Below are 22361 nucleotides of genomic sequence, written 5' to 3' on the forward strand. Positions count from 1 at the left end.
ATTCGAGCGGCCAGTTTAGCGTGTTCCGCGCCGGGTGCCAGAGCCTGCATCGGCATCGGGGATCAACAGCGCGGCGCCCAGAACCTTGCGCGTGCCGTCGAAAACGGTGGGTTTCTCGCCGCGCCAGCGGGCAAAATGGCGATGACGCCGCTCGCCACTGCTGAGGTCCGCCAGCGTCTCGTCAGTCTCTTTTGCGATGCGGCCCAGCCGGGTGCGCAAGTTATCCTGATACTGCCCGCGATGTTTCGCCTCCATCCGCAAATGAAAGAGCGATGAGCGGATGCGCGGTTTGATCTCCATCGTGGCCACCGCGTCCGGTGCGGCGAGCCAGCCGCGCTGGGCCTTGGCGATCAATGCGCTCGCATCTTTGCCGCGCGCCAAACGAACCATCGCGCGCGCGGCGGGGCCAGTGGCGCGGCGCAGATCGTCTTTGGCAAATCGCCCTCGCGCCAGCGCGTCCGCCGCAAGAAACAGCAGCCCCGCGCGCGCCGTCTGTCCGGCGCAAAACGCCTCGCACCCGGCCTCCATCAGCCGCTCCCACATCAGATCTGCGCGGGTCCAGCCGGACGCCCGCGCCAGTCGCCAATCAGGATCGCTGCGCTTAAATGCCCAGATACGCGGCACGGACCGTCTCGTTATCGTGCAGCTCATGGGCAGGGCCCTCCATCGCGCAATTGCCCGTCTCCAGCACGTAGGCATAGTCGGCCAGCTCTAACGCCAATTCGGCGTTCTGTTCTACCAACACGACCGACAGGCCTTGCGCGTTGATCTCCTCAATAATCACCGCGATTTCCTCGACGATGACGGGGGCAAGGCCCATCGACGGCTCGTCCATCAGCAACAGGCGTGGTTTCGACATCAGCGCGCGTCCGATCGCCAGCATTTGCTGCTCGCCGCCGGACATTGTCTGCGCGCGTTGGCGCCGTCGCTCGCGCAGACGCTCAAACCGCTTAAAGACATCTTCGAGGTCGTTCTCGATCCCGTCCTTGTCGCGGCGCAGGAATGCGCCAGTGCGCAGGTTTTCCTCGACCGTCATGTTCGGGAAGATGCGGCGCCCCTCAGGCACATGCGCGATGCCGTGGGCGACCACCTTGGACGCCGGCAGCCCGTCGATACGCTTGCCCTCGAATGTGATCTCGCCCTTGGTGATCGGCACCATGCCCGACATAGCGCGCAAGGTGGTTGTCTTGCCCGCGCCATTGCCGCCAATGATGGTCACGATCTTGCCCTCGGGAACTTGGATCGAAATGTCGCGGATCGCGTTGATCTTGCCGTAGTTTACGGCAACGCCTGTCATTTCAAGCAACATGGCGCGCACCCCCCAGATAGGCTTCGATCACGGCGGGATGGTTGCGGATCTCTTTGGGGTTGCCCTCGGCCAGAAACTTGCCAAAGCTCATGCAGGTAATGGTATCGCACAGGCCCATGATCGCCTGCATGTCATGCTCGACCAATAGGATCGTCGTGCCGGCCTCGCGCAGGCGGCGCATCAGGTCCATCATCTGGCGCGTCTCCTCGGGGTTCATGCCAGTGAACGGCTCGTCCAGCAGCATGATATCGGGGTGGCTGGCATAGGCGACGGCCATGCCAAGGGCGCGCTGGTGCCCATGGCTCAGATCGCCGGCCCTCTCGGCCGTCAGGTGATCGAGGCCAAAGAATTCCAGCGCCTCATTCGCGCGAGCCGCAGCACCCTGCTTGTCCTCGCGATCCCAGCCGACGATCGCGGCAAAGATGTTGGGCCGGAATGGCATATGCGTGCCGATGAGGGCATTTTCCATCACGGTCAGTTCCGCAAAGAGGGTCGAGTGCTGGAACGTGCGCACGACACCGCGCCGCGCGACCTCGTGCATTTTCAGCCCCGATATATCCTCGCCGCGCAGCATTACGTTGCCGCTCGTCGGCTTGTAAAAGCCTGAGATCATGTTGAATGTAGTCGTCTTGCCCGCACCATTGGGGCCGATCAATCCATGGATTGTGCCATGTTCGACGGTGAAGTTCAGCGCGTCGACCGCCACCAAGCCGCCAAAGCGCATGGTCAGGTTCTCCACCTTCAGAAACTCGCTCATTGCTTGGCCCTCCGCTTGGTGAACTTCTGAACGATGCTTTCCAGCCCGTTGGGCATGAAGAGGATCGAGGCGATCAGGATGCAACCGTAGATCAGTGGTCGGGCCTGCTCAAACCCCATCTCGCGCAGGACGACCTCGTTCAGAATGGTCAGCGCGACGCATCCCAGTATGGGGCCATAGAACGTGCCTGTGCCGCCGACGATGGCCCATGTCAGCACGAATACCATGTAATCCAGATCAAAGCTGCCCGGATTGATCGTGCCGATATAATGCGCCAGCAGTGCGCCGCTGATGCCGGCAAAACCGCTGGCAACCGCAAAGGCCAGCGTGCGATACGCGCGCAGGTTGACGCCCGACGCCTCGGCCAGCTTATCCTGCCAGTGGACGGCGTGGAACGTCAGGCCGACGGGGCTACGCTCGATCCGCCAGAGAATCCACATGCAGACAGCGACGACGAGACCAGCGAAATAGAAATAACTAACCGGCTCAAAGAAATCGAAATTGTAGATCCCGATAGAGAAGTCAGGCATCGGGTCAATGCCTTTGATACCTTTGGCGCCGCCGAATGGATCGCGAAAATGCTTCCATAGCAGGCGAATAATCTCGCCCGCGGCAAAGCTGCCGATGAGGAAGTAGAACCCCTTCATGCGAAAGAGCGGAAAGCTGAGGATGACCGCGATCAACGCCGAGACCAGCCCACCCAGCAGCATTGAGACGGGGACGTATATTCCCAGCTCTTTGGTAAACAGCGCGCTGGCATACGCTCCAACGCCCATGATGACGACATGCGCAAGTGACCATTCGCCGGTCAGCGTCAGCAGCCTGTAGGAGGTCACCAGCAAAATGTTGATCGTCAGAAATACCAGAATTTCCTGCTGCGAAAAGCTAAGGCCGTGAGGCAGGGCCAGCAGCGCGACGGCGGCGAGGGGCCAGATCAGGAATTTAAGCACGATCCGCACTCCCGAACAGGCCGGTCGGCTTGACGATAAGCACCACCAACATCAGCGACAGGCCCGTGATGTCGGCAATGACGCCCCCGTAGAATGTGGTCACGAAGGTATGCACAAACGCATAGACGACCGATGCGATGATCGCCCCCTCAAGTGATCCGACGCCGCCGACGATAATGACGATGAATGCGGTCACGATCACAGAATGCCCCATATGCGGATTGACCGACACCAGTGGAGCGGTCAGCGCGCCCGCGATACCCGCCAGCCCAGCGCCGATGAACATGGCAATGCGCGCGGTGTGCGCGATGGAAATGCCCTGTAGTTCGGCCGCCTGCGGATCTTGGGCCGAGGCGCGCAGTGCCCAGCCAAACCGTGTTCGTTTCAGGAAATACCACAGCGCCGACAGCAGCAGTACGGCGGCAACAATCACATAGACCCGCGCAAGCGGGATGCTGATGCTGTCCGTAAACCAGATCACATGTTGCGTCACCGGGGGAATAAACTCCATCCGGACGCCAAATCCCATTGAGGCCAGCGCCTGAAGGATCATCAGGAAACCGATTGAGGCGACAAGGCCACCTAAGGGGTTGTCGCGCAAGGGCCTGAACAGCGCACGCTCCATCAGCAGGCCAAGGCAGCCGACGAAAAGCAGGCCGATCACCACGGCGAAGAAGAAGGGCATATGCATGTCGGCATAGACGGCGACGACTACGTAGGAGCCGGCCATGAACAACTCGCCATGGGCGAAGTTAATGACGCCCATCACGCCAAAGATCAGCACGAGGCCGACCGCGACGAGCGAGATGTAGCTTGCGGCATAGACGGCATTCAGGCCTGTCTGGGCCAGAAGATCCAGCATGGAATTATACTCTCAAATGGGGGCAGGGCGCGGCGCGAGGTTACAAACCCCGCGACGCCGGTGACGGGCGATCAGCCGCGCTGATCGTACATCTGGTTGTATGCCTGCATGTGCTTGATCAACAGGTCGCCGTGCTGGTCATACCAGTCAGGGATCGACTTAAAGCCCTTGATGACGGCTTTGCCATCTTCGATCACGACGACAGGCCAGTCACCGACCAGCGCGTTGTCGATGCCGAACAGCTCGGTCCCCCACCACTTGGCGTCGCCAAAGGCGTGCTTGCCGGTGCCGCCCTCTTTCATGGCGGTGATGACCGCATCGGGATCGGCGCTCCCTGCCTTTTCGGCGGCGGCCTTCCACAGATCCATGATCGACGCATATTCCCAGCTTACCGCGCCCCATTCGCCGGGGTGACGCTCGGCGTATGCGTCGTAGAAGCCTTTGGCATCCTCGAAGTTGATGTTGTCACCCGCCAGTGCCGGATCGTCGAAGTCTGGGAATTGGAAGATGAAGCCTTCCATAAATTCCTTGGACGTTTTGGCGATCATCTGGTCATAGAAATCGGCGGTCGCGCTGATCAGCTTGCCCTCGTAGCCTTGCTGGAACAGCTGCTCGCTAATGGGGTGGACGTAGTCCGAATAGCAGGTGTCGAGGCAGATAATATCTGGATTGCTCGACATCATGCGCGTGACGATCGGCGCGAAATCGGTGGTGGCAGGGTCGAACAGCAGTGGCTCCTCCAGCACTTCGATGCCGCGCGCCTCGAATGCTGCCAGATAGGTGGCGACCGAGGGCAGGCCCAACGCGTCATCCTGAGCGCAGATCACAGCCGTCTTTGCATCGGGATATGTGTCGGCCAGATAGTCGACGCCGGTGACCAGATAAATCGGGTGCACTTCGGTCGGCGCAATCAGTGTGGTGCTGTCCGGGCTCAGATCCGATGGCAGCAGGGTGGAAAACAGCATGCCGGTCTTGTCGGCAACAGGCTGCACGCCCGGCCATGTATCTCCGCCCAGCATCATGATGAACGACACGCCGTCCTCGCGGATCAGCTTGGTCGCGCCGGTGCGCGCCTTGGCGGGGTCATATTCGTTGTCGTAGCTGACGAACTCGACCGGGTGCTTGCCATCAGACAGCTCGATCCCGCCGGCGGCATTCACCCGCTCGGCCCAGATCTGGCAGCCGTCGAGGCCGGGCTTGCCCCATGCGGCCACGGCGCCGGTCAGCGGCGCGAGAAAGCCGATCTTGATCGGCTCACCTGCGGCCAGTGCGGCGCCGGGCAAAGCTGCGCCAACGGCAGTAATGGCGGTGCTTTTCAGAAAGGTGCGGCGCGACAGTCCCGCGGCCATAATCTTGGAAATCATCTGGTTTCTCCCATGTTGGTGCCGCAAATCTGGTGCGGCGTATATCTTGGAGACCGGGCAAAACGCTGCGGCCCCACATACACCCGTTTGCATCACAAATTATGAGCGAAAAGGGGAGGATCGGTCCGGTCTCAGTCAAATCGTAACAGGGCGTCTGTTTCACAAGCAAGAAACTTTGTTGCATCGCGGTCTGGTTTTTTGAACCAATTATGCGCACAGGTTAGCGCGCCGTCAGTCTTACATGGCCTTTCATTACCTTAAATCAGGGCCTTAGAGTGTCAATCCGCCAGCGCAACTTGGTCTGCGAGCATGGACCAATTACTGAACCGAATTGTAAAATGGTGCGCCATTGGTTGGCGCGTTTGCACCGATTGACCGGCCTCGCCACAGAATCCCCCCACCTCAGACCGGGCGCGCAGCCTCGCCGGAATATGCCCAGCCGCCATTGGCCAGCCGCTGTTGCCATAACTGGCCCAGATCGGACATTTCGCGCCGCAATAGCCCGCCGTGCTGCCCCAACCAAGCAGGGATCGAGCCGAATTCGACGATACGCGCCTTTCCCCGTTGAACGGTGACCACTGGCCAATCGCCGACCAGCGCGTTCGAGATGCCAAACATCTCCTCGCCCCACCACTGTGCGGGGCCGAAAGCGTGCGTGACCTGTCCCAACTGCTTCATCGCAGCCAGAACGGACGCGGGCGCGAGGCTGCCCGCCTTTTCGACCGCCGCCTGCCAAATCTCTAATGTGGCGACATATTCCCAGCTGACCGCGCTCCATGAGCCGGGAAAGCGGCGGTTATATTCCTCAAAAAACATGTCGGGCTGGTTAAAGAAGAACGCCTTTTCGCTCAGCAGTGGATCGTCGAAATCCGGAAACTGAAAGACGGTGCCTTCCATGAATTCGGGCGAGGTACGCGCGACCAGAGCCGGATAGTTATCCAGCGTGCATGACATGATTTGGCCCTCAAACCCCTTGGCGTAGGCATATTCCGTCATCGCGTGCACCATTGGCGCATAGCTGGTCGACCAGCAGAGGATATCAGGCCCGCTTTCCATCATCGCATCGACGATAGATGCGGGATCAGTCTGATCGGGCGGGTACTGTATCTCTTTGGTGATCCCGATCCCCGCCGCCTTGAATGCCGCGCGGTAGGTGGCCAGCGATGGCAGGCCCAGTGCGTCGGTCTGGCTGCAAATGGCCACCGTTTTTAGATCAGGCCGTGCGCGGCCCAGCCAATCAACGCTTGTGACGTTATAAATCGGGTGCAGCTCGCTGGGTGCGATCAGCCACGGAGTGTCAGGCGACAGGTCCGATGGCAGCAGTGTTGACGTTAGAACTTTGGACCGCATCAGAAAATCGCGGACAGGGGTGAACGTGTCGCCGCCCAGCATCATCAGGAGGGCCACGTCGTGGCGCTGCACCATCAGCCGCGCGCCCTCCATTGAATGTTCGGGGTCATACCCGCAGTCGAACGCGTGGATGCGCACCGGATGGCGCGCGCCGTCGATCAGCAGGCCGCCCGCGTCGTTTAGCCAATCCTCCCAGATGCGCGCGCCGTTCAGGCCGGGCAATCCCCAGCTCTCTACCGGGCCGCTGAGTGGGCCGAGAAAGCCGATATTGACGACGGCCCTCGTGCCTGCATTCAGGCGGGGCAGGGCGCTGCGCACGGCGAGGCGATGGGCAAAACTGGATTCTGTCATACGCCTGATATACCTGCGCCTCCGGCGCCCTGTCGCGTGAGAACTTTCATCTTGGCGTAAATACTCAAATGAAAACACCCGCGCCATGGCGCGGGTGCTCTCGCTTTTTCAGTGGAACGCTCAGGTTTTAGTGGGCGTAAGCCTTGATTTCGCCGGACTTGAGGCGACCCGCGTACGAGTTCAACTCACGCCGCACCAGCTTCATCAGGAAGTATAGCGCAAAGATGTTGACCACGGCCATGGCAAAGATCGCCGCATCCGAGAAGTCGATGACTGGCCCAAGACTGGCTGCCGCGCCGATAACGATAAAGACGCAAAAGATGATCTTGAACGTCAGCTCGGATGTCTTGCCCTCGCCAAAGAGGTACGTCCACGCCTTGAGGCCGTAGTAGGACCAAGAGATCATGGTCGAGAAGGCGAAGAGGACGACTGCAACCGCCAGAACGTAGGGGAACCAGCTAATGGCCGACCCGAACGCCGCAGATGTCAGCGCGACGCCCGATGTATCGCCTACGGTGGCAATCGCTGTGCCCGCCTCGTTCAAGACAAAGAGGCCGGTTTCTGGGTTCACGATCAACTGCCCTGAGATGGTAATAACCAGCGCGGTCATCGTGCAGATCACGACCGTATCAATCAGCGGCTCCAGCAGCGATACGAAGCCTTCTGTGATCGGCTCTTTCGTGCGGACCGCCGCGTGCGCGATAGCCGCCGAGCCGACACCAGCCTCGTTCGAGAATGCCGCCCGCTTGAAGCCTTGGATCAGCGCGCCCACAAGGCCGCCCGCCACACCAAGACCGGTAAACGCACCGGCAAAGATCGAGCCGAAGGCCGCGCCGATCTGGTCGTAGTTCATCAAGATGATGACCAGTGACGCACCGACATAAAGGATGCCCATGAACGGCACGACCTTTTCGGTGACCTGCGCGATGGATTTGATCCCGCCGACGATCACGGCGAACACGACGGCCGCAAACACCACGCCGGTAATCCAGCCCGGATAGTCGCCAACAATGCCAGCGATCTGTGCATGTGCCTGGTTGGCTTGGAACATGTTACCGCCGCCAAGCGCACCAAGGATGCAAAAGACCGAGAACACGATCGCAAGGAATCCGCCGCCGGGAAGGCCCAGCTCGGCAAAGCCCTTTTTCATGTAGTACATCGGGCCGCCGGATACGGTGCCGTCTGGGTATTCGTTACGATATTTCACCGCCAGCGTACATTCGGTGAACTTAGACGCCATGCCCAGAAGGCCCGCTAGGATCATCCAGAAGGTCGCGCCAGGTCCGCCGATGCCGACGGCTACCGCAACCCCCGCGATATTACCGAGGCCAACAGTGCCCGAGAGTGCGGTGGTCAGCGCCTGAAAGTGGCTGACCTCGCCCGCGTCATTGGGATCGGAATAGTCACCTTTGACCAGCTTGATCGCGTGGCCAAAGAAGCGGAACTGAACGAAACCGAAATAAAGGGTAAAGATACTCGCGCCGACGACTAGCCACATCACGATCCAAGGGAACGATGTGCCGGGGAAGGGGGCGAAGATCAGGTTGACGAAGGGACCGGTGGCTGTGGCGAAGGCGGCGTTGACCTTCTGGTCCAACGATCCGGCCTCTTGCGCCATGGCTGAGGCCGGGGCCGCTATGGCCGCCGCGGCGATGAGGGCCTTTTGTGCGTAATTCATGGGGATATGCCTTTTCAGCTGACAACGGTGACGGGCACGGTCGAGCTCATCACGAGGTTGGAGGTGGAGCTGCCGAAGAACCGCTTGGCAAAGCCGCCTTCGGATGCGCGTGCGACGATGATCTGCTCGGCGCCTTCCTTGGTCGAGACGGCAATCAGCGCGTCCGACACGTCGCCATGGCGCACCACGCCGCGTGCCTTGAGGCCTTCAGCCTTTAGTTTGGCGACGGCTGGGTTCACCACCCGCTCCAGCGCGGTCGTGGTCTCCTCTTCGCGGCGCTTGTGGCGCTGCTCGTTTTCCTCTGCTGTCTGAAAGGAGAAGGGCGACCATTCCACAATATAGGTCACCACTAGCTCGCAATCTCCGATCAATTCGGCGAGGCGGCTTGCATGTGCCAACGCCCTCTCGCCCGAGGCGTGGCCGTCTAGGCCCACTACCAGTTTCGTTGTCATTGTCCCGTTTCCTCCGGTTTTTGTGTCCGCTCGCTATCATTGTTGCCTGACCGTGCGGCGCGTCCATTGGCGCACCATTCTGAGGCGAAAGCGGCGGATACTAAAAAATGTAACAGAAACTTGTACAAATCCACCATAAATTGTGATGCACTCGAAGCACGCTGTATCCAGCGGCCAATTAGTGCGCCGATGGACAGGCGGGGTGAAACCGCCTATCGCCCTACCCGATACTTAGCAAAAGGCGCGTACATGCCGCATAATCTGCCCTTCATCATCGCAGGACACGAAATCGCACCAGGCACACGGCGCACCGTGGATATCCCGGTCAGCACGCTGTCGGATCACACGCCAGTCAACCTGTCGGTGCATGTCGTGCATGGACGTAAGCCGGGCCCGGTGATGTTCGTATCGGCCGCCATTCACGGCGACGAGGTGATCGGCGTCGAGATCGTGCGCCGTCTCTTGCGTGCCGGCCCGCTGAAGTCGATGGCCGGTACGCTGTTGGCGGTGCCGATCGTCAACACCTTCGGTTTTTTGAACAATGCGCGATATTTGCCTGACCGCCGCGATCTGAACCGCTGCTTTCCGGGCGGGCCAACAGGCTCAATGGCATCTCGGCTTGCCGATATTTTCATGCGCGAGGTTGTCCAGCGGGCCGATATCGGAATCGACCTGCATTCCGCCGCCATCCACCGCAGCAACCTACCGCAAATCCGCCTGACGCCGGGAAACGAGCGGTTGGCGACGCTGGGCCGCGCGTTTGGCGCGCCCGTGATGCTAAACTCGAAGCTGCGCGAGGGATCTCTGCGCATGGCCGCCGAGCAGGCAGGCGTTGACGTGCTGCTATATGAAGGCGGCGAAGGGCTGCGCTTTGACGAATTGGCGGCACGGTCGGGCATGGCTGGCATCCTGCGGGTGATGCAATCGCTAAGCATGGTTGCGCAAAAGGGGGTGCCAAGGGAGCGCACTGCCACGGTAATGTGCAACGCGTCGCGCTGGTTTCGCGCGCCTGCAGGCGGGCTGTTTCGCGCGTATCGTGCAACTGGCGACGCGGTTGAGGCGGGCACTGTGCTAGGCGCCGTCGCCGACCCATTCGGCGAGGCCGAGTCCGAGGTGATCTGCGACGAGGCCGGCATCGTCATTGGACGCACGAACATGCCAGTGGTCTATGAGGGCGAGGCGCTGTTTCACGTCGCCAGTACGCTACGCGGAGAGTTCGCCGCTGATGGCGTCACGGCCCAGATGGATGCGGCACCACTCTTTGACGAGGACGAGATCCTCTAGCGCGTTTTGTCCGGGTTCTGCGGCAGGATAAATATCGACACCATCAGCAGGCTAAAGATCAGCTCATAAACCTCCCACTTGCGGTCCACGACCAGCACGGCGATCAGGATGCTTGCCCCCAGCGCGATGGCGGCATGTTTCAGCCACGGCACCGGCACGGCCATGGTATCGGCCAGCGCCGCGATGCGGCCGCCCCGCGGATAAATCAGCGGCAGACCAACCAGATAGAGCAGGATACAGATCGTCAGCACGGGGCCAAACAGCGATTTGGTCAAATGCACGTCTCCGACCATCAGATTGTGCAAGTTCGTCTCATCCTGCTTGTTGTTTTGCTGAAAGAACTCGCTGGATTCCCAGCCAAATATGCGCTGGCCCCACGATATTTCCTCGCCCGCCGCCATAAAGAACATCAACGCATAAAGCGCTGTCAGCGCCGCCGCGCCGGTGCGACCCTGCCGCGCCAGCGAAACTGCATGGGTGGCCAAAACGATACTGGCGACCAGCAGGAAAAACGCGGTGCCGTTCTCGACCAGCCTGTCCTCGGCCGCGAAGACAAGCGAGAAATACTCGGGCGAGGCCAGTGCGATCACGACCGTCGCGATCAATGTGGCCGCGATCGTAGCCATCAGGGCCGCATCGCATTTGCGTAGAAGTGTCATGTGGCGTGTCTCCTGCGGCGACGTGGGCTTTGAAGTGCGTATCAGCCGCTAACCACGCAAATAAGCGAGCGGCGCCGCTGCATCAAGATCTAACGGCGACACTCACGCTGCCGTTACGTTACCCCCTGCCTAGCGCTCTACCACTACTTGCAATCGTGTCACGAAACCGTGAGGGTGGGCGCAAATGGTCGAGGCGTGCCGGGAATGGGCATGTCTGTGCGCCCCCTACCGCGTACACGCACCGCCACTTTAGGTCGGTCAGGTGCGAAGCGAGGGCGGTGCAGCCCTCAGGAGGAGATATCGAATGGATCTAAGATGCTGAGTGTAATTCGCGTTATAGACGCGTTGAACGAGGTAGTGGGGCGCATCGTCTCAGTTGTCGCGGTAATTTTCGCCGCGATTATTATTTACGACGTTGTCATGCGTTATGCGTTCAACGACCCTACACGCTGGGCCTTCGACGTGTCCAAGCAGCTCTTTGGGTTCTATTTCGTGATGCTTGGCGGCTATGCCCTGCGTCACAAGGCGCATGTGCGGGTCGATATCCTGACCGAGCGCTTCAGCCGCGGCTGGCAGCGCATCGTCGATTTGCTGGGCTATGCCATCTTCTTTTTCCCGTTCACCTACGTTTTTATGACCCGGTCGTGGGATTTCGCGCTGAAGTCCTGGAATCAGGGCGAGACGACTTATGGCGCGATCCAAATGCCGGTCTATCCGCTGAAAATGGCGATGTGCGTCGCTGCAGCGCTGCTGCTGATCCAAGGCATCGCGGAGGTGCTCAAAATCATCCTCGACGTTGAAACGACATCCGACGAGGTGCTGCAATGAACCCCGAACTAATTGCTGTCTTAATGTTCAGCCTGCTGCTGCTGGGCCTTTTCATGGGCCACCCTTTGGCGCTGGTGTTGGGCGGAACCGCCGTGCTGACCGCTGTGATCGCGGGCAAAACAATGGTTTTGGGCATCGTTATTAACCGTATTTTCGGCGACGTTCTGGATAACTACACGCTGATCGCGATTCCGCTATTCGTCTTAATGGCGCGGTTCTTATCGGATTCTGGCGTAACCGACCGCATGTTCGAGGCGCTGCGCCTATTGCTCAGCAATGTACGCGGCGGCCTTGCGCTGGCTGTTGTGTTCATCTCGATCCTGCTGGCAGCGACGACAGGCATCATCGGCGCGTCCATCACGGTGATGGGTGTCATGGCCCTGCGACCCATGCTGCAATACGGATATGCCCCTACGCTGACAACCGGCGTGATCGCCGCATCCGGCTGCCTTGGTATCCTGATCCCGCCGTCGATCATGCTGATCCTGATGGCCAGCTATTCGCCTCTGACGGTCGGCGATCTCTTTGCCGGCTCGATGATTCCGGGTATTCTGCTTGGCCTTAGCTATGCAGCCTATGTCTATATCATTTCTGTTGTGCGTCCCGATTTGGCCCCTTCGGTCGAACCGGATGAGAAGATCTCGCGTCCCGCATTGATCCGCATGCTTGTTGTTGAGGCGCTGCCGCCGCTGGTCCTGATCTTTGGCATCCTTGGCTCGCTGCTGGCTGGTATTGCGACGGCGACCGAGGCATCGGCGATCGGCGCGGGCCTTGCATTGATGATCGTCATATCGCGCGGACGCTTTCACTGGCGTACCTTCTACGGCGCGATGTTAGAGACCGGACGTACGTCGGCCATGATCCTCTTTATCGTCGTAGGCGCGACCGCCTTTACCGGCGTTTTCAACATCACCGGGGGCCTGCGCGCCACGCAGGAAATCATTCGCGCGCTGGATATGGAGCCTTGGGCGCTGATCGCCATGATGCTGGCCATCGTCTTTATCCTTGGTGCGTTCCTAGACTGGACGGGGATCGTGCTGCTGTCCTTCCCCATCTTCCTGCCTATCGTGCAGGAAATGCCGGATGTCAGCCTGCTCTGGTTCGTCGTCCTGATGGCGGTGGTCCTGCAAACATCATTCTTGACGCCGCCATTTGGGTACGCGCTATTCTACTTACGCGCCATCGCACCCAAAGAGGTGCGCACCGGCCATATCATTCGCGGGGTCATGCCATTCATTGGCCTGATCGTGCTGATGTGCATCCTCGTCGCTGCCTTTCCGCCACTGGTGGAATGGCTGCCGAGCGTGCTTTACGCGCAATAATGCTACCAAAAAAGGGAGAGTAAGCATGACTAAACTGACAATTCTGGCCGCTGCTGCCAGTGCCGCAATCGCGGGGCAGGCAATGGCACAGGAAAGCTGGACCATGACCACCACATGGCCATCCTCGCTGGAGCTGATCGAGACGGATAAGCATTTCGTCGATTTGGCGAACAAGCTGACGACAGGCGAGCTGAACATTGAGTTCTTCGAAGGCGGATCGCTGGTGCCTGCGGGCGAAGTTTTCGGCGCGGTCGAGAGCGGCACAGTTCAGGCCGGCGCCGATTGGCCGGGCTATTGGGCGGGCCGTGATGCGGCATTCTCGGCGCTGGCAACCACACCGTCGCTGTTCAACGCGGTCGACTACGTCAACTGGATCCAGCAATGGGGCGGTGCGGACCTCTATAACGAGATCTACGGCAACTACGGGATGGTCTATCTGCCCTATGGCGTGACCAACAACGAATCCGGCTTCCGCTCGAACGAGCCGATCCGCAACCTTGCCGACCTTCAGGGCAAGCGTCTGCGTCTGTCGGGCCTTGAGCAGGGCAAACTGCTGGAGCGTCTGGGCGGTAGCCAAGTCTCCATGGCCGGCGGCGAAATCTATCAGTCGCTGGAACGCGGCGTGATCGACGGCGCCGAATTCTCGACCCCCAACGTGGACTGGTCGGGCGGCTTTCAGCAGGTCACCAAATACTGGGCGACACCCGGCTGGCACCAGTCGGCGTCGGTATTCGGCGTGATGATCAATAAGGCATCGTGGGACGCCCTCAGCGATGATACCCGCGAGAAGCTGCAAATCGCGGCGGACGCCACGATGATGTGGTCACTGGCCTTCACCGAGAAGCGCGCAACCGAAGCCTACGCCAAGTTCGACGAGGCGGTCGAGATCAACCGCTACGACGACGAGACGCTGGCAAAAGTGCAGGAGATGGCGAACGAGGTCATCATCGAGGTCGCCTGCGAGAACCCCAACTCGGCCAAAGTCTATGTGTCGATGCTGGACTACCTGAACGACTACGCCCAGTGGCGTGACGCATCAGCACCGTTCAATCTGGGCCGGACACCAAACGGTCCGGACGTGCAGACGATCAAAGACTGCATGTAAGATCTAGCGATTAGCGCAAGAGATGGATGGCCCCTGCGATGAGCGGGGGCCTTTTACATTTGCTTACCGATCAATTGGGTCGGACCGCTTCAAGAGGAAATATAAGAAAAGATTTCTGAGAAGAGGTCAGCAGACAACGCTCAGGACGGTTGCGCCTTGGATGTCATGTTTGGAAGTACCGGACGCGCGCTCTCATCACGATGATACTTCATCATTTTGAGGCAAGTCAGGCATTAGCAATAGTTTTATTAGTTCTTCGCGATGCAGTTTCTTCTCTTACGCCCTGATCGACATTGTCGCCCCGAACATTAACTTGCATGGCGTGTCACCAACTTCTTAGTCGAAGTCGCAAGATTCCAAGAAGCGTCCCCTATAGCAAAACCAGCCCTACAAGCGTAATGTGAACCCATCAGGAGGACGTCATGCAAAACGCCGAAATCATAGCCAAGATGCTGGACGCCGCCGCCGACCATGTGCCCTTTGACGGGTGGAGTCATACGGCCTTTGTCGCCTCGGCTAAGGATGCAGGGATCGACCCAGCCGTCGCCCGCGCCGCCCTGCCGCGCGGGGCGGTCGATCTGGCGCTGGCCTATCACGATGCGGGCGATGCTGCGATGCTGGCCCGGTTGGAGGAGGCTGACCTGAGCGAGATGCGCTTTACCGACCGCATCAAAGCCGCCGTCCGCTACCGGCTGGAGGCTGGCGACCGCGAGATGGTGCGCCGTGGCACGACACTCTTTGCGCTGCCTCAGCATGCCGCCGACGGGGCGCGCGCAATCTGGGGTACGGCAGGTCATATCTGGACCGCGCTTGGCGACACCTCGGATGATGTAAATTGGTACACCAAGCGGGCGACGCTCTCGGGCGTCTATGGCTCTACCGTGCTGTATTGGCTGGGTGACCACAGTCCGGGCAATACCGCAACGTGGGAATTTCTGGACCGGCGAATTGACGACGTCATGCAAATCGAAAAGCTGAAGGCGAAGGCCAAGGATAACAAGCTGGCCAGCGCGCTCTTGGCCGGGCCGATGAAGATACTCAGCCATATCCGTGCCCCTCAGCGCAGCGCCGATATGCCAGGCCGCTGGACCAGCCCAGACCGTGCCAATCCAGCCAAGACGAAAACAGACTAAAGGGACGCCCCATGACCGACACGATGCAAGCCGTCGAAATCACCAAAGCCGGCGGGCCCGACGTGCTAAAGCTAGCCACGCGCCCGCGCCCGCAGCCCCGCGCGGGCGAGGTTGTGATCCGCGTTGCCTACGCAGGGGTCAACCGTCCCGATGCGCTGCAACGCGCGGGCGCCTACGACCCGCCCCCCGGTGCCAGCGACCTTCCGGGGCTGGAGGCGTCGGGCGAAATCTCCGCTATCGGCGAGGGTTCCTGTGAGTGGCAGGTGGGCGACCGCGTCTGTGCCCTGCTGCCCGGTGGTGGATACGCCGAATATGTGGCTACCCCCGCCGCACATTGCCTGCCGATCCCCGAGGGAATGGGCATGGCCGAGGCGGCCTGCCTGCCCGAGAACTACTTTACCGTCTGGACCAATGTCATGGACCGGGGCGGGCTAAAGGCGGGCGAGGTATTTTTAGTCCACGGTGGGTCGTCCGGTATCGGAACGACGGCGATCCAACTGGCGCATGTCATGGGCGCGCGCGTATTCGCGACCGCCGGAACGGATGAGAAATGCGCCAAGTGCGCCGCGCTAGGCGCAGAGCGTGCAATCAACTACCGCGACGAGGATTTTGTCCAGATCCTGCGGTCTGAGGGCGGCGCCGACCTGATCCTTGACATGGTTGGGGGCGACTACATCCCGCGCAACGTCAAGGCACTGTCGGATGATGGCCGTCTGGTACAAATCGCGTTCCTTGGCGGCCCCAAGGCCGAACTGAACTTTTCCCAGGTAATGGTCCGGCGCCTGACGATCACCGGCAGCACACTGCGCCCGCAGAGTGATCTGGCCAAGGCCCGGATTGCCGCCGCGCTACGCCGTGACGTGTGGCCATTGCTAAGTGGGGGCCGCATTGCCCCGGTGATGGACAGCACCTTTGCGCTGTCAGATGCCGCCAAGGCACATGCCCGGATGGAAAGCAGCGCCCATATCGGCAAGATCGTTTTGAAGGTCGGGTAGATGGCCCTGGGTGCGGTGCAGATTGCGGTCCTGGCGCTGGGTATTCTCAGCCTTGGCCTGAGTGCGCTGGCGATCCGGCGTGATGCGCCGCTGACGTGGGAGTGGGCATTGCCGGCCGTGATGGAGCGGGGCGGCGCGCCTGTCTTTGAGACCGTTCTGGACTACACCGCTAAGACAGGCATAGCCCATTCGCCCGCTGTTATCGTGAACAAGGAGGGTGCCAGCATATTGTGGTTCGCCGGCTCGCAGGAGGCGCAGGCGGATGTCGATGTCGTCGGCGTCGATATCGGAGCAGACGGCGCGGTGTCCAAGATTACGCCGCGCCTCACGCGGAGCGCTTTGGGCGATGCGTTCGAGCCTCGCCAATTGGTCGTCACGCTAGGCAATACAGTGCAAAATGATGGGGCTGCAGATACTCTCTATACCACGGCGGTATCGGTGGGGGGCTGGGCCATGGCATCAATTGCTGAGGTGCAGATGGGGCCAAGCGGGCCGCTGCGCGCGCGCAAACTGAACCTGTCGCCGCTGCTCAACCGCTCATTTCTGGTAAAGTCGCCGATGGCCGGTTACGCCGATGGCAGTTTTGCGCTGCCCGCCTATTTCGAGATGGGCGCCACCTACGGCGCGCTAGTGCGACTTGATGGGCACGGGCGGGTGCGCGACATGCGCCGGATGCCGGGCCGGATGAAGGCGATCCAGCCGATGATCGTGCCGCTGGACGGCGCGCGCGCCGTGGCGTTTCTGCGCAATTTCGACAGCGGCGCGCGGCGGCTGCTGGTTACGCGCACAAGCGACGGTGGCCAGACGTGGGACGAGGTGCGCGAGATGGACGTGCCAAATCCCAGTGCGCCGGTCGCCGCACTGGGCATCGGTGGCGACGACATCCTGATGGCGGTCAACGATGATGCGTCGGATGGCGGCATATTGAACCTTGCGCTGAGCGAAGATAGCGGCGCGACGTGGCGACACTTGAAGACACTAGAATCCGGCAGCGGCGATGCGCGCTATCCAATGATGCGCGCGCTACCGGATGGTCGCATCCTGCTGGCCTACAGCACAGCGGCCAAGCGAGGGATACGCGCGCACATATTTAATCTTGCATGGGCGATGGCCGAATGATCGGTGCGTTGACTGCCCTTTGGCTAGCGTCACTGCTGGGTTGGCTGGCCTTTCTGATTTTGGGCATCGGAGTGCAGGCGCAAATGGCGGTGCCGATTGGGCTGGCTCTGGGCCTTGGCTGTGCGGTGCTTCTGCGCGATACCCTTCCGCTGCGGGGCATCGTTGCGCTATTTGGGCCTGTTGGCGCAGTGCTCCCGCTGATTATCTTGCGGCAGATGGCCGCGCAATTGGGTGTGCCAGTACAGCCCTTTGGCAGCGTGGAGTTGCTGGTGTTTTTGGCGCTCTATCTCGCGTTTCTCGCTAGTGCGGCAGGGGCGATTCCGGTGGATATCTACCGGCTGGGATATGCGCCGATCCCGGTGGCGGGGATTGTGCTGGCGCTGTGCGCATATGGATTTGCCCAAGGAAGTGTGTTCGTTCCGCTTTTGGCGGTGACGGGGCAGGCGATGTGGGTCATGGGCTGGGGGAGCAGCAATTACTTTGATCATGTGCTGCACCCTATTCTCGTGCCGGCGGTCGCAGCTGTATTGGTGTTACGGCTGTTTTAAGGGGTGTTTGGGGGCTTTGCCCCCCACGCCTGAATTCCTTTGAAATTCAGGCGCTCCCCCAGGATATTTTTAGCAAAAAGAAATGAGCCTCAGATATTGCGCAGCTCAGCGTCAAGCGCGTCTCCGCTAGCCGCGCGCGCGCTGGACGCTGATGCGATCAGTGCGTAGGCAGCCGGCGTCAGGAATAGGGTGAAGGCGGCGGCAAGGCCCAGTCCGCCAAAGATGACCCAGCCGATAGCTGCGCGCGCCTCGGCCCCCGGCCCGCTGCCGAGGATCAGAGGCAGTCCTGCCATCACCGTACAGATCAGCGTCATGGAGATGGGACGCAGGCGGGCGCGCGCCGCCTCTAGCGCGGCATCGGGCGCAGACGCGCCGCGGTCACGCAGTTGGTCGGCAAACTCGACCAGAAGAATGCCATTCTTGGCCATGACACCCACCAGCATCAGAACACCGATCTGGCTGTAAATGTTAATCGTGGTGCCGGTCAGCAACAGCGCATAAATCGCGGCGCAGATGCCGAACGGGACGGTCGTCATTACGACCAGAGCGCTGGTCAGGCTTTCGAACTGGGCCAAGAGAACCAGAAAGACGACAATCAGTGCAATGATATAAGTAGCTGTGAGGGCGCTTGACGTCTCATCCAGCGACGCGGCCTCGCCAAGGAAGATAAGTCCAATGTCGCCGGGCAATTCTACATCTCCCAGTGCGCGCATATTGTCGATGACACCGCGTAAGGGCGTTTCGGGGGCTATTGACGCGCTCAGCTCAATCGCGCGGCGTTGGGCGTGGCGATCAAGCTCGGCGGCGACACCGTTTTCCTCAAATTTGACCAGCTGGCTGAGGGGGACAAGGCCGCCGCCCGCCCCGCGCACATAGAGGTTCATTAGGTCAGAGGGGTCGCGAACCGCGCCTGCGCTGGATTGCAGAATGATTGGCACAGCCTCGTCCTGAATCGTCAACTCTGCGATTTCGTCCTCGTCTATCAGCGCGCGCAGGGTCGTCGACAAGGCCGACATTTCGACCCCCAGATCCGAGGCGCGGTCGCGGTCAACGAGGACGTTCAATTGTGGCTGTGTCGCCTGATATTGCACGCGGATATCCGATAGGCCCGGCACGCCCTCCATCGCCTCGGCAAAGCTATATGCCGCCTCCGCGATCTGCGGATATGTCGGCCCTGTCAGCGCGATGCTGAGGCCGCCCGCCGAGCCGCGCAGGCCCAGGCTGTTGCCGCCAAAGATGCGGCCCTGAGCGCCAGCGAGACTGCCAAGTTGCGGGGTGATCTGCGCCTCAATCTCGGCTTGGGAGACGCGGCGCTGGTCCCAGGGCGCGAGGCGCAGACCGATGCTGCCGCGATTGAGGTCATAGCGCCCTGTAATGGAGTAGAGGCTGGCCGCCAGTCCCTGATCGACAAAGGGCTGCATCATCGCCTCGACATGCTCGACCTGCCGGTCGGTGTAGTCGAGGCCTGTTCCGTCGGGCCCCTGTATCCACACCGAAATTTCGCCGCGATCCTCATCGGGCAGCAGCTCTTCGCCCAATTGGCCGTAGACGAGGGAGGCTGTCCCGGCCAAAAGGGATGCCGCGACCAGCGTGACCAAGGGTGCGCGTATCATGGGCGTAATCAGTGCGGCATAGCCATTTGCCAGCTTACCGCCAAGGCGGGCCAATGGCCCTGTGCCGCCGCCCATATCGCCGCTGAGCGAGGCCAGCATCGGGCACATCGTCAGCGCCACAAAGGACGATAAGCCGACCGTGATGGCCAGAACGAAGCCAAATTCGGTGAAAAGACGACCCGCTTCGCTGGGCAGAAACGAGATCGGCACGAATACCGCGATCAGCGTGACGGTGGTGGCGATGACGGCAAAGAACACCTCTCGCGCACCGATGGCCGCGGCGGCGCGCGGCCCCAGACCCTGCTGCCGCTTGCGCTGAATATTTTCGGTGACAACGATGGCATCGTCGACGACGAGGCCAGTTGCCAGCACCAACGAAAGAAGAGTGATCAGGTTTATTGAGAATCCCATCAGCCAGATAGCAGCAAGTGATCCGGTCAGCGCGATGGGGATGGTGATCGCCGGGATCAAGACCGTTCGCAGCTTGCCAAAGAACAGCCAGATGACGCCGATCACGATCAACAGAGCAAAGGCCAGCGACTTGGCCACCTCAGCGATCGAGCCCTTGATGAACACCGCGCTGTCCGAGGTGATCTCGAACCCAAGCTCGCCGTAGCGCAGGCGCAAGCGGTCAATGGCGCGGCGGATATCGTCCGAGATTTGGACCGTGTTTGATTGCGCCTGCCGCACGATGCCGAGGTTCAGCACCATTCGCCCGTCCAGCCGCGCGACGCTGCTCGCTGTGGCAAGGCCGAAATAGACATCGGCAACATCGCCCAGCCTGACGTTCTCCCGCACTTTCAGCTCTTGAATACGGGCGGGATCGGTGACGGTGGCGTCGGCGCGTACCAGCACCTCAAGCTGGCCTGAGCCGAAGCTGCCGACTGGCACGTCAAATTGTGCCGCGCGCAGGGTGCTTGCCACCTCGGCGATGGACAGACCGAACGCGGCGAGCCTCTCGGGCGCGACCTCGACCCGAAGCACGCGCTGGCGATCGCCGAACACGGCCACCTCGGCCACGCCCGGCACGGCGGTGAATTCGGGAATAACCGCATCTTCGACCAACCGGGTCAGCTGGTCGATGGAGCGCGCATCACTCCAGATTGCGATGTCCATGATGGGATTGGCGTCCTGCTCGGACTTGACGACATACAGATCCTCGACGCCTTCCGGCAGGCGATTTTCCACCCGCGCGACAGCCTCACGCACATCGCTGGCGGCTGTGTCCAGATCGCGGGAGGCGCTGAATTCGACGCGCATGCGGAAGTTACCCTCCTCGGACGAGGTTCTGACCGACGTCACCCCGGCGACCCGCGCGACTGCGCCCTCGACGAGGGAGGCAACCTCGGCGTCCAGCGTGGTGGGGGAAGCGCCGGGATAGTTGGCGCGCACTGATACGATGGGGCGGTCGATGTCCGGAAGCTCGCGAATTTCCACACCCCAGAGCGCGCCGACCCCGGCGATGACGATCATCAGGTTCATCACGGCGGCCAGCCAAGGGCGCCTTACGCTAAGCGCGCTTATGCCTCCGCTATCGCTCATGTCGCGCCTGCAGCAGGGGTGTTCAGCACGTTGACCGCGCGGCCGGGTCGCATCCTTTGCAGGCCCTCGACGACAATACGGTCGCCTTCGGACAGCGGGCCGTCCACGATGACCGATCCGGCCCTGCGGCGGATCAGGCGCACCTCAACGGGCTGCGCGTTGCCTGTGTCATCAACGCGCCAAACTTGCAGCGAGCCACCCGAAAATTGAAGCGCTAGTTCCGGCAAGATGGGATAGCGCGCGCCGGGCAAGTCCAGCGTGACGGTGAACGACGCGCCGGGGCGCAGCACATCAGGCTCGTTCGGGATCGTGGCGCGCACGCGGGCTGTGCGACTGGCGGCAGCGACGCGGCTGTCGATGGCTGTAATCTCGCCGCGCAGCACACCGGCGTCGGTGCTGGATGAGGTCGCGCGCACCGGCAAGCCCAACTTGGTGCGCGGGAGCAGCGCCTCGGGCAAATCGAACTCGACCAATATCTGGCTGCGATCGTCATAACTGGCGATGGGGTCGCCGAGCGTGAGGCGGTCGCCCGCCTCGACCGCCGCAATCCCTGCGATCCCGGCAAAAGGCGCGCGCAGCACGCGGTTGTCCAAATCGGTGCGGGCCTGGTCCAGCTCAATCTCGGCTATGCGAAAGGCCGTCATGGCATCCTCAAATCGGGTTGCCGTGGTTGTGCCAGTGTCGCGCAGGCCTTGATAGCGGGTTTGTTCCGAGGTCGCGCGCTCCTGCCTTGCCTCGGCCAGCGCGACGGCCAGCCGCTGATCGGTGTCATCCAGCCGCAATAGCGGATCGCCTGCCTCGAAATGGCGGCCGGGGGCAATTGTCACATCGGTCACCTCACCGCCCGCAGGTGCACGAAGCATGACCGAGCGCAGCGCAAACCCGGTGCCGACGGCAGCAAAGGACAACGTATCCTCGGCCAGCGCCACAGTCGTAACGAGGACGGGAACGCCCGCGTCACCGTCGCCGCGCGCGGCCTCTGTCGTCTGGGCCGGCTGCCATAGCGCGATCAGATCAGCGCGGAAGTGCCACGCGCCCGCCGCGCCCGCGATCAACGCGGCGCTGAGGATGAGCTGCTTCCAGATAGATGTTCTTTGCATAGGCCTATCGCGTTTGTGCGGGAAACCGGACCGCCCCCGG

At 61.1% G+C, this 22361-nt stretch carries 20 protein-coding genes; 8 read left to right on the top strand and 12 right to left on the bottom strand.

Annotation, left to right across the window (positions count from 1 at the left end; genetic code table 11):
- Positions 1-15 precede the first annotated feature (15 nt).
- The 9 genes from MK6180000_RS01260 to MK6180000_RS01300 form a co-directional block, all read right to left on the bottom strand.
- Positions 16-624, bottom strand: coding sequence for a tetratricopeptide repeat-containing protein (locus tag MK6180000_RS01260; protein ID WP_246040393.1), 609 nt, complete (start codon positions 622-624; stop codon positions 16-18).
- Positions 602-1309 carry an ABC transporter ATP-binding protein gene (locus tag MK6180000_RS01265; RefSeq protein ID WP_138933075.1) on the bottom strand — a complete coding sequence of 236 codons (708 nt, stop codon included), beginning with the start codon at positions 1307-1309 and terminating at the stop codon, positions 602-604. Before MK6180000_RS01265 ends, MK6180000_RS01260 begins: the two co-directional genes overlap by 23 nt.
- A complete protein-coding gene (locus MK6180000_RS01270) occupies positions 1299-2066 on the bottom strand; it encodes an ABC transporter ATP-binding protein (RefSeq protein WP_138933076.1) in 768 nt (255 codons plus the stop codon). Before MK6180000_RS01270 ends, MK6180000_RS01265 begins: the two co-directional genes overlap by 11 nt.
- Entirely contained in the window at positions 2063-3016 is a 954-nt protein-coding gene (locus MK6180000_RS01275; RefSeq protein ID WP_246040394.1) for a branched-chain amino acid ABC transporter permease, read from the bottom strand. The genes MK6180000_RS01270 and MK6180000_RS01275 overlap by 4 nt, the downstream gene beginning before the upstream one ends.
- Positions 3009-3878, bottom strand: coding sequence for a branched-chain amino acid ABC transporter permease (locus tag MK6180000_RS01280; RefSeq protein ID WP_138933078.1), 870 nt, complete (start codon positions 3876-3878; stop codon positions 3009-3011). The genes MK6180000_RS01275 and MK6180000_RS01280 overlap by 8 nt, the downstream gene beginning before the upstream one ends.
- Positions 3879-3949: 71 nt before the next feature.
- On the bottom strand, positions 3950-5242 hold the full coding sequence (locus MK6180000_RS01285) for an ABC transporter substrate-binding protein (RefSeq protein ID WP_138933079.1): 1293 nt from the start codon (positions 5240-5242) through the stop codon (positions 3950-3952).
- Between the two features lie 402 nt (positions 5243-5644).
- The gene (locus MK6180000_RS01290; RefSeq protein ID WP_138933080.1) at positions 5645-6943 is read right to left on the bottom strand and encodes an ABC transporter substrate-binding protein; all 1299 of its coding nucleotides are present in this window, start codon (positions 6941-6943) and stop codon (positions 5645-5647) included.
- A gap of 127 nt (positions 6944-7070) precedes the next feature.
- Positions 7071-8621 (bottom strand): alanine/glycine:cation symporter family protein, encoded by a 1551-nt coding sequence (locus MK6180000_RS01295; protein WP_138933081.1) that lies wholly within the window; start codon positions 8619-8621, stop codon positions 7071-7073.
- Positions 8622-8635: 14 nt separating this feature from the next.
- Positions 8636-9073, bottom strand: coding sequence for a universal stress protein (locus MK6180000_RS01300; RefSeq protein ID WP_138933082.1), 438 nt, complete (start codon positions 9071-9073; stop codon positions 8636-8638).
- A 249-nt stretch (positions 9074-9322) separates the two neighbouring features.
- Here MK6180000_RS01300 and MK6180000_RS01305 point away from each other — a divergent pair, with 249 nt between their 5' ends.
- Positions 9323-10357, top strand: a complete 1035-nt coding sequence (locus MK6180000_RS01305; protein ID WP_138933083.1) for a succinylglutamate desuccinylase/aspartoacylase family protein — start codon at positions 9323-9325, stop codon at positions 10355-10357.
- Here the strand turns inward: MK6180000_RS01305 and MK6180000_RS01310 are convergent.
- Positions 10354-11016: a hypothetical protein gene (locus MK6180000_RS01310; RefSeq protein ID WP_138933084.1), complete on the bottom strand. Its 663-nt coding sequence runs from the start codon at positions 11014-11016 to the stop codon at positions 10354-10356. The genes MK6180000_RS01305 and MK6180000_RS01310 overlap by 4 nt on opposite strands.
- A gap of 315 nt (positions 11017-11331) precedes the next feature.
- Between MK6180000_RS01310 and MK6180000_RS01315 the strand changes: the two genes are divergently transcribed.
- The 7 genes from MK6180000_RS01315 (at position 11332) to MK6180000_RS01345 (ending at position 18066) form a co-directional block, all read left to right on the top strand.
- Positions 11332-11844 carry a TRAP transporter small permease subunit gene (locus tag MK6180000_RS01315; protein WP_138933085.1) on the top strand — a complete coding sequence of 171 codons (513 nt, stop codon included), beginning with the start codon at positions 11332-11334 and terminating at the stop codon, positions 11842-11844.
- Positions 11841-13166, top strand: coding sequence for a TRAP transporter large permease (locus MK6180000_RS01320; RefSeq protein WP_171054492.1), 1326 nt, complete (start codon positions 11841-11843; stop codon positions 13164-13166). The genes MK6180000_RS01315 and MK6180000_RS01320 overlap by 4 nt, the downstream gene beginning before the upstream one ends.
- Positions 13167-13191: 25 nt before the next feature.
- Complete coding sequence (dctP, locus tag MK6180000_RS01325; RefSeq protein WP_138933086.1) at positions 13192-14271, top strand: TRAP transporter substrate-binding protein DctP; 1080 nt, start codon at positions 13192-13194, stop codon at positions 14269-14271.
- Between the two features lie 422 nt (positions 14272-14693).
- The gene (locus MK6180000_RS01330) at positions 14694-15404 is read left to right on the top strand and encodes a COQ9 family protein (RefSeq protein WP_138933087.1); all 711 of its coding nucleotides are present in this window, start codon (positions 14694-14696) and stop codon (positions 15402-15404) included.
- 11 nt (positions 15405-15415) lie between these two features.
- The gene (locus MK6180000_RS01335) at positions 15416-16399 is read left to right on the top strand and encodes an NAD(P)H-quinone oxidoreductase (RefSeq protein ID WP_138933088.1); all 984 of its coding nucleotides are present in this window, start codon (positions 15416-15418) and stop codon (positions 16397-16399) included.
- Positions 16400-17518 carry an exo-alpha-sialidase gene (locus MK6180000_RS01340; protein WP_138933089.1) on the top strand — a complete coding sequence of 373 codons (1119 nt, stop codon included), beginning with the start codon at positions 16400-16402 and terminating at the stop codon, positions 17516-17518.
- On the top strand, positions 17515-18066 hold the full coding sequence (locus MK6180000_RS01345; RefSeq protein WP_138933090.1) for a hypothetical protein: 552 nt from the start codon (positions 17515-17517) through the stop codon (positions 18064-18066). The genes MK6180000_RS01340 and MK6180000_RS01345 overlap by 4 nt, the downstream gene beginning before the upstream one ends.
- 89 nt (positions 18067-18155) lie before the next feature.
- Here MK6180000_RS01345 and MK6180000_RS01350 read toward each other — a convergent pair whose 3' ends face one another.
- Positions 18156-21221, bottom strand: a complete 3066-nt coding sequence (locus MK6180000_RS01350; RefSeq protein WP_138933091.1) for an efflux RND transporter permease subunit — start codon at positions 21219-21221, stop codon at positions 18156-18158.
- Entirely contained in the window at positions 21218-22321 is a 1104-nt protein-coding gene (locus MK6180000_RS01355) for an efflux RND transporter periplasmic adaptor subunit (protein ID WP_138933092.1), read from the bottom strand. The genes MK6180000_RS01350 and MK6180000_RS01355 overlap by 4 nt, the downstream gene beginning before the upstream one ends.
- Positions 22322-22361: the final 40 nt, after the last annotated feature.

The organism is Roseovarius arcticus (genome assembly GCF_006125015.1).
Taxonomy (GTDB): Bacteria; Pseudomonadota; Alphaproteobacteria; order Rhodobacterales; family Rhodobacteraceae; genus Roseovarius; species Roseovarius arcticus.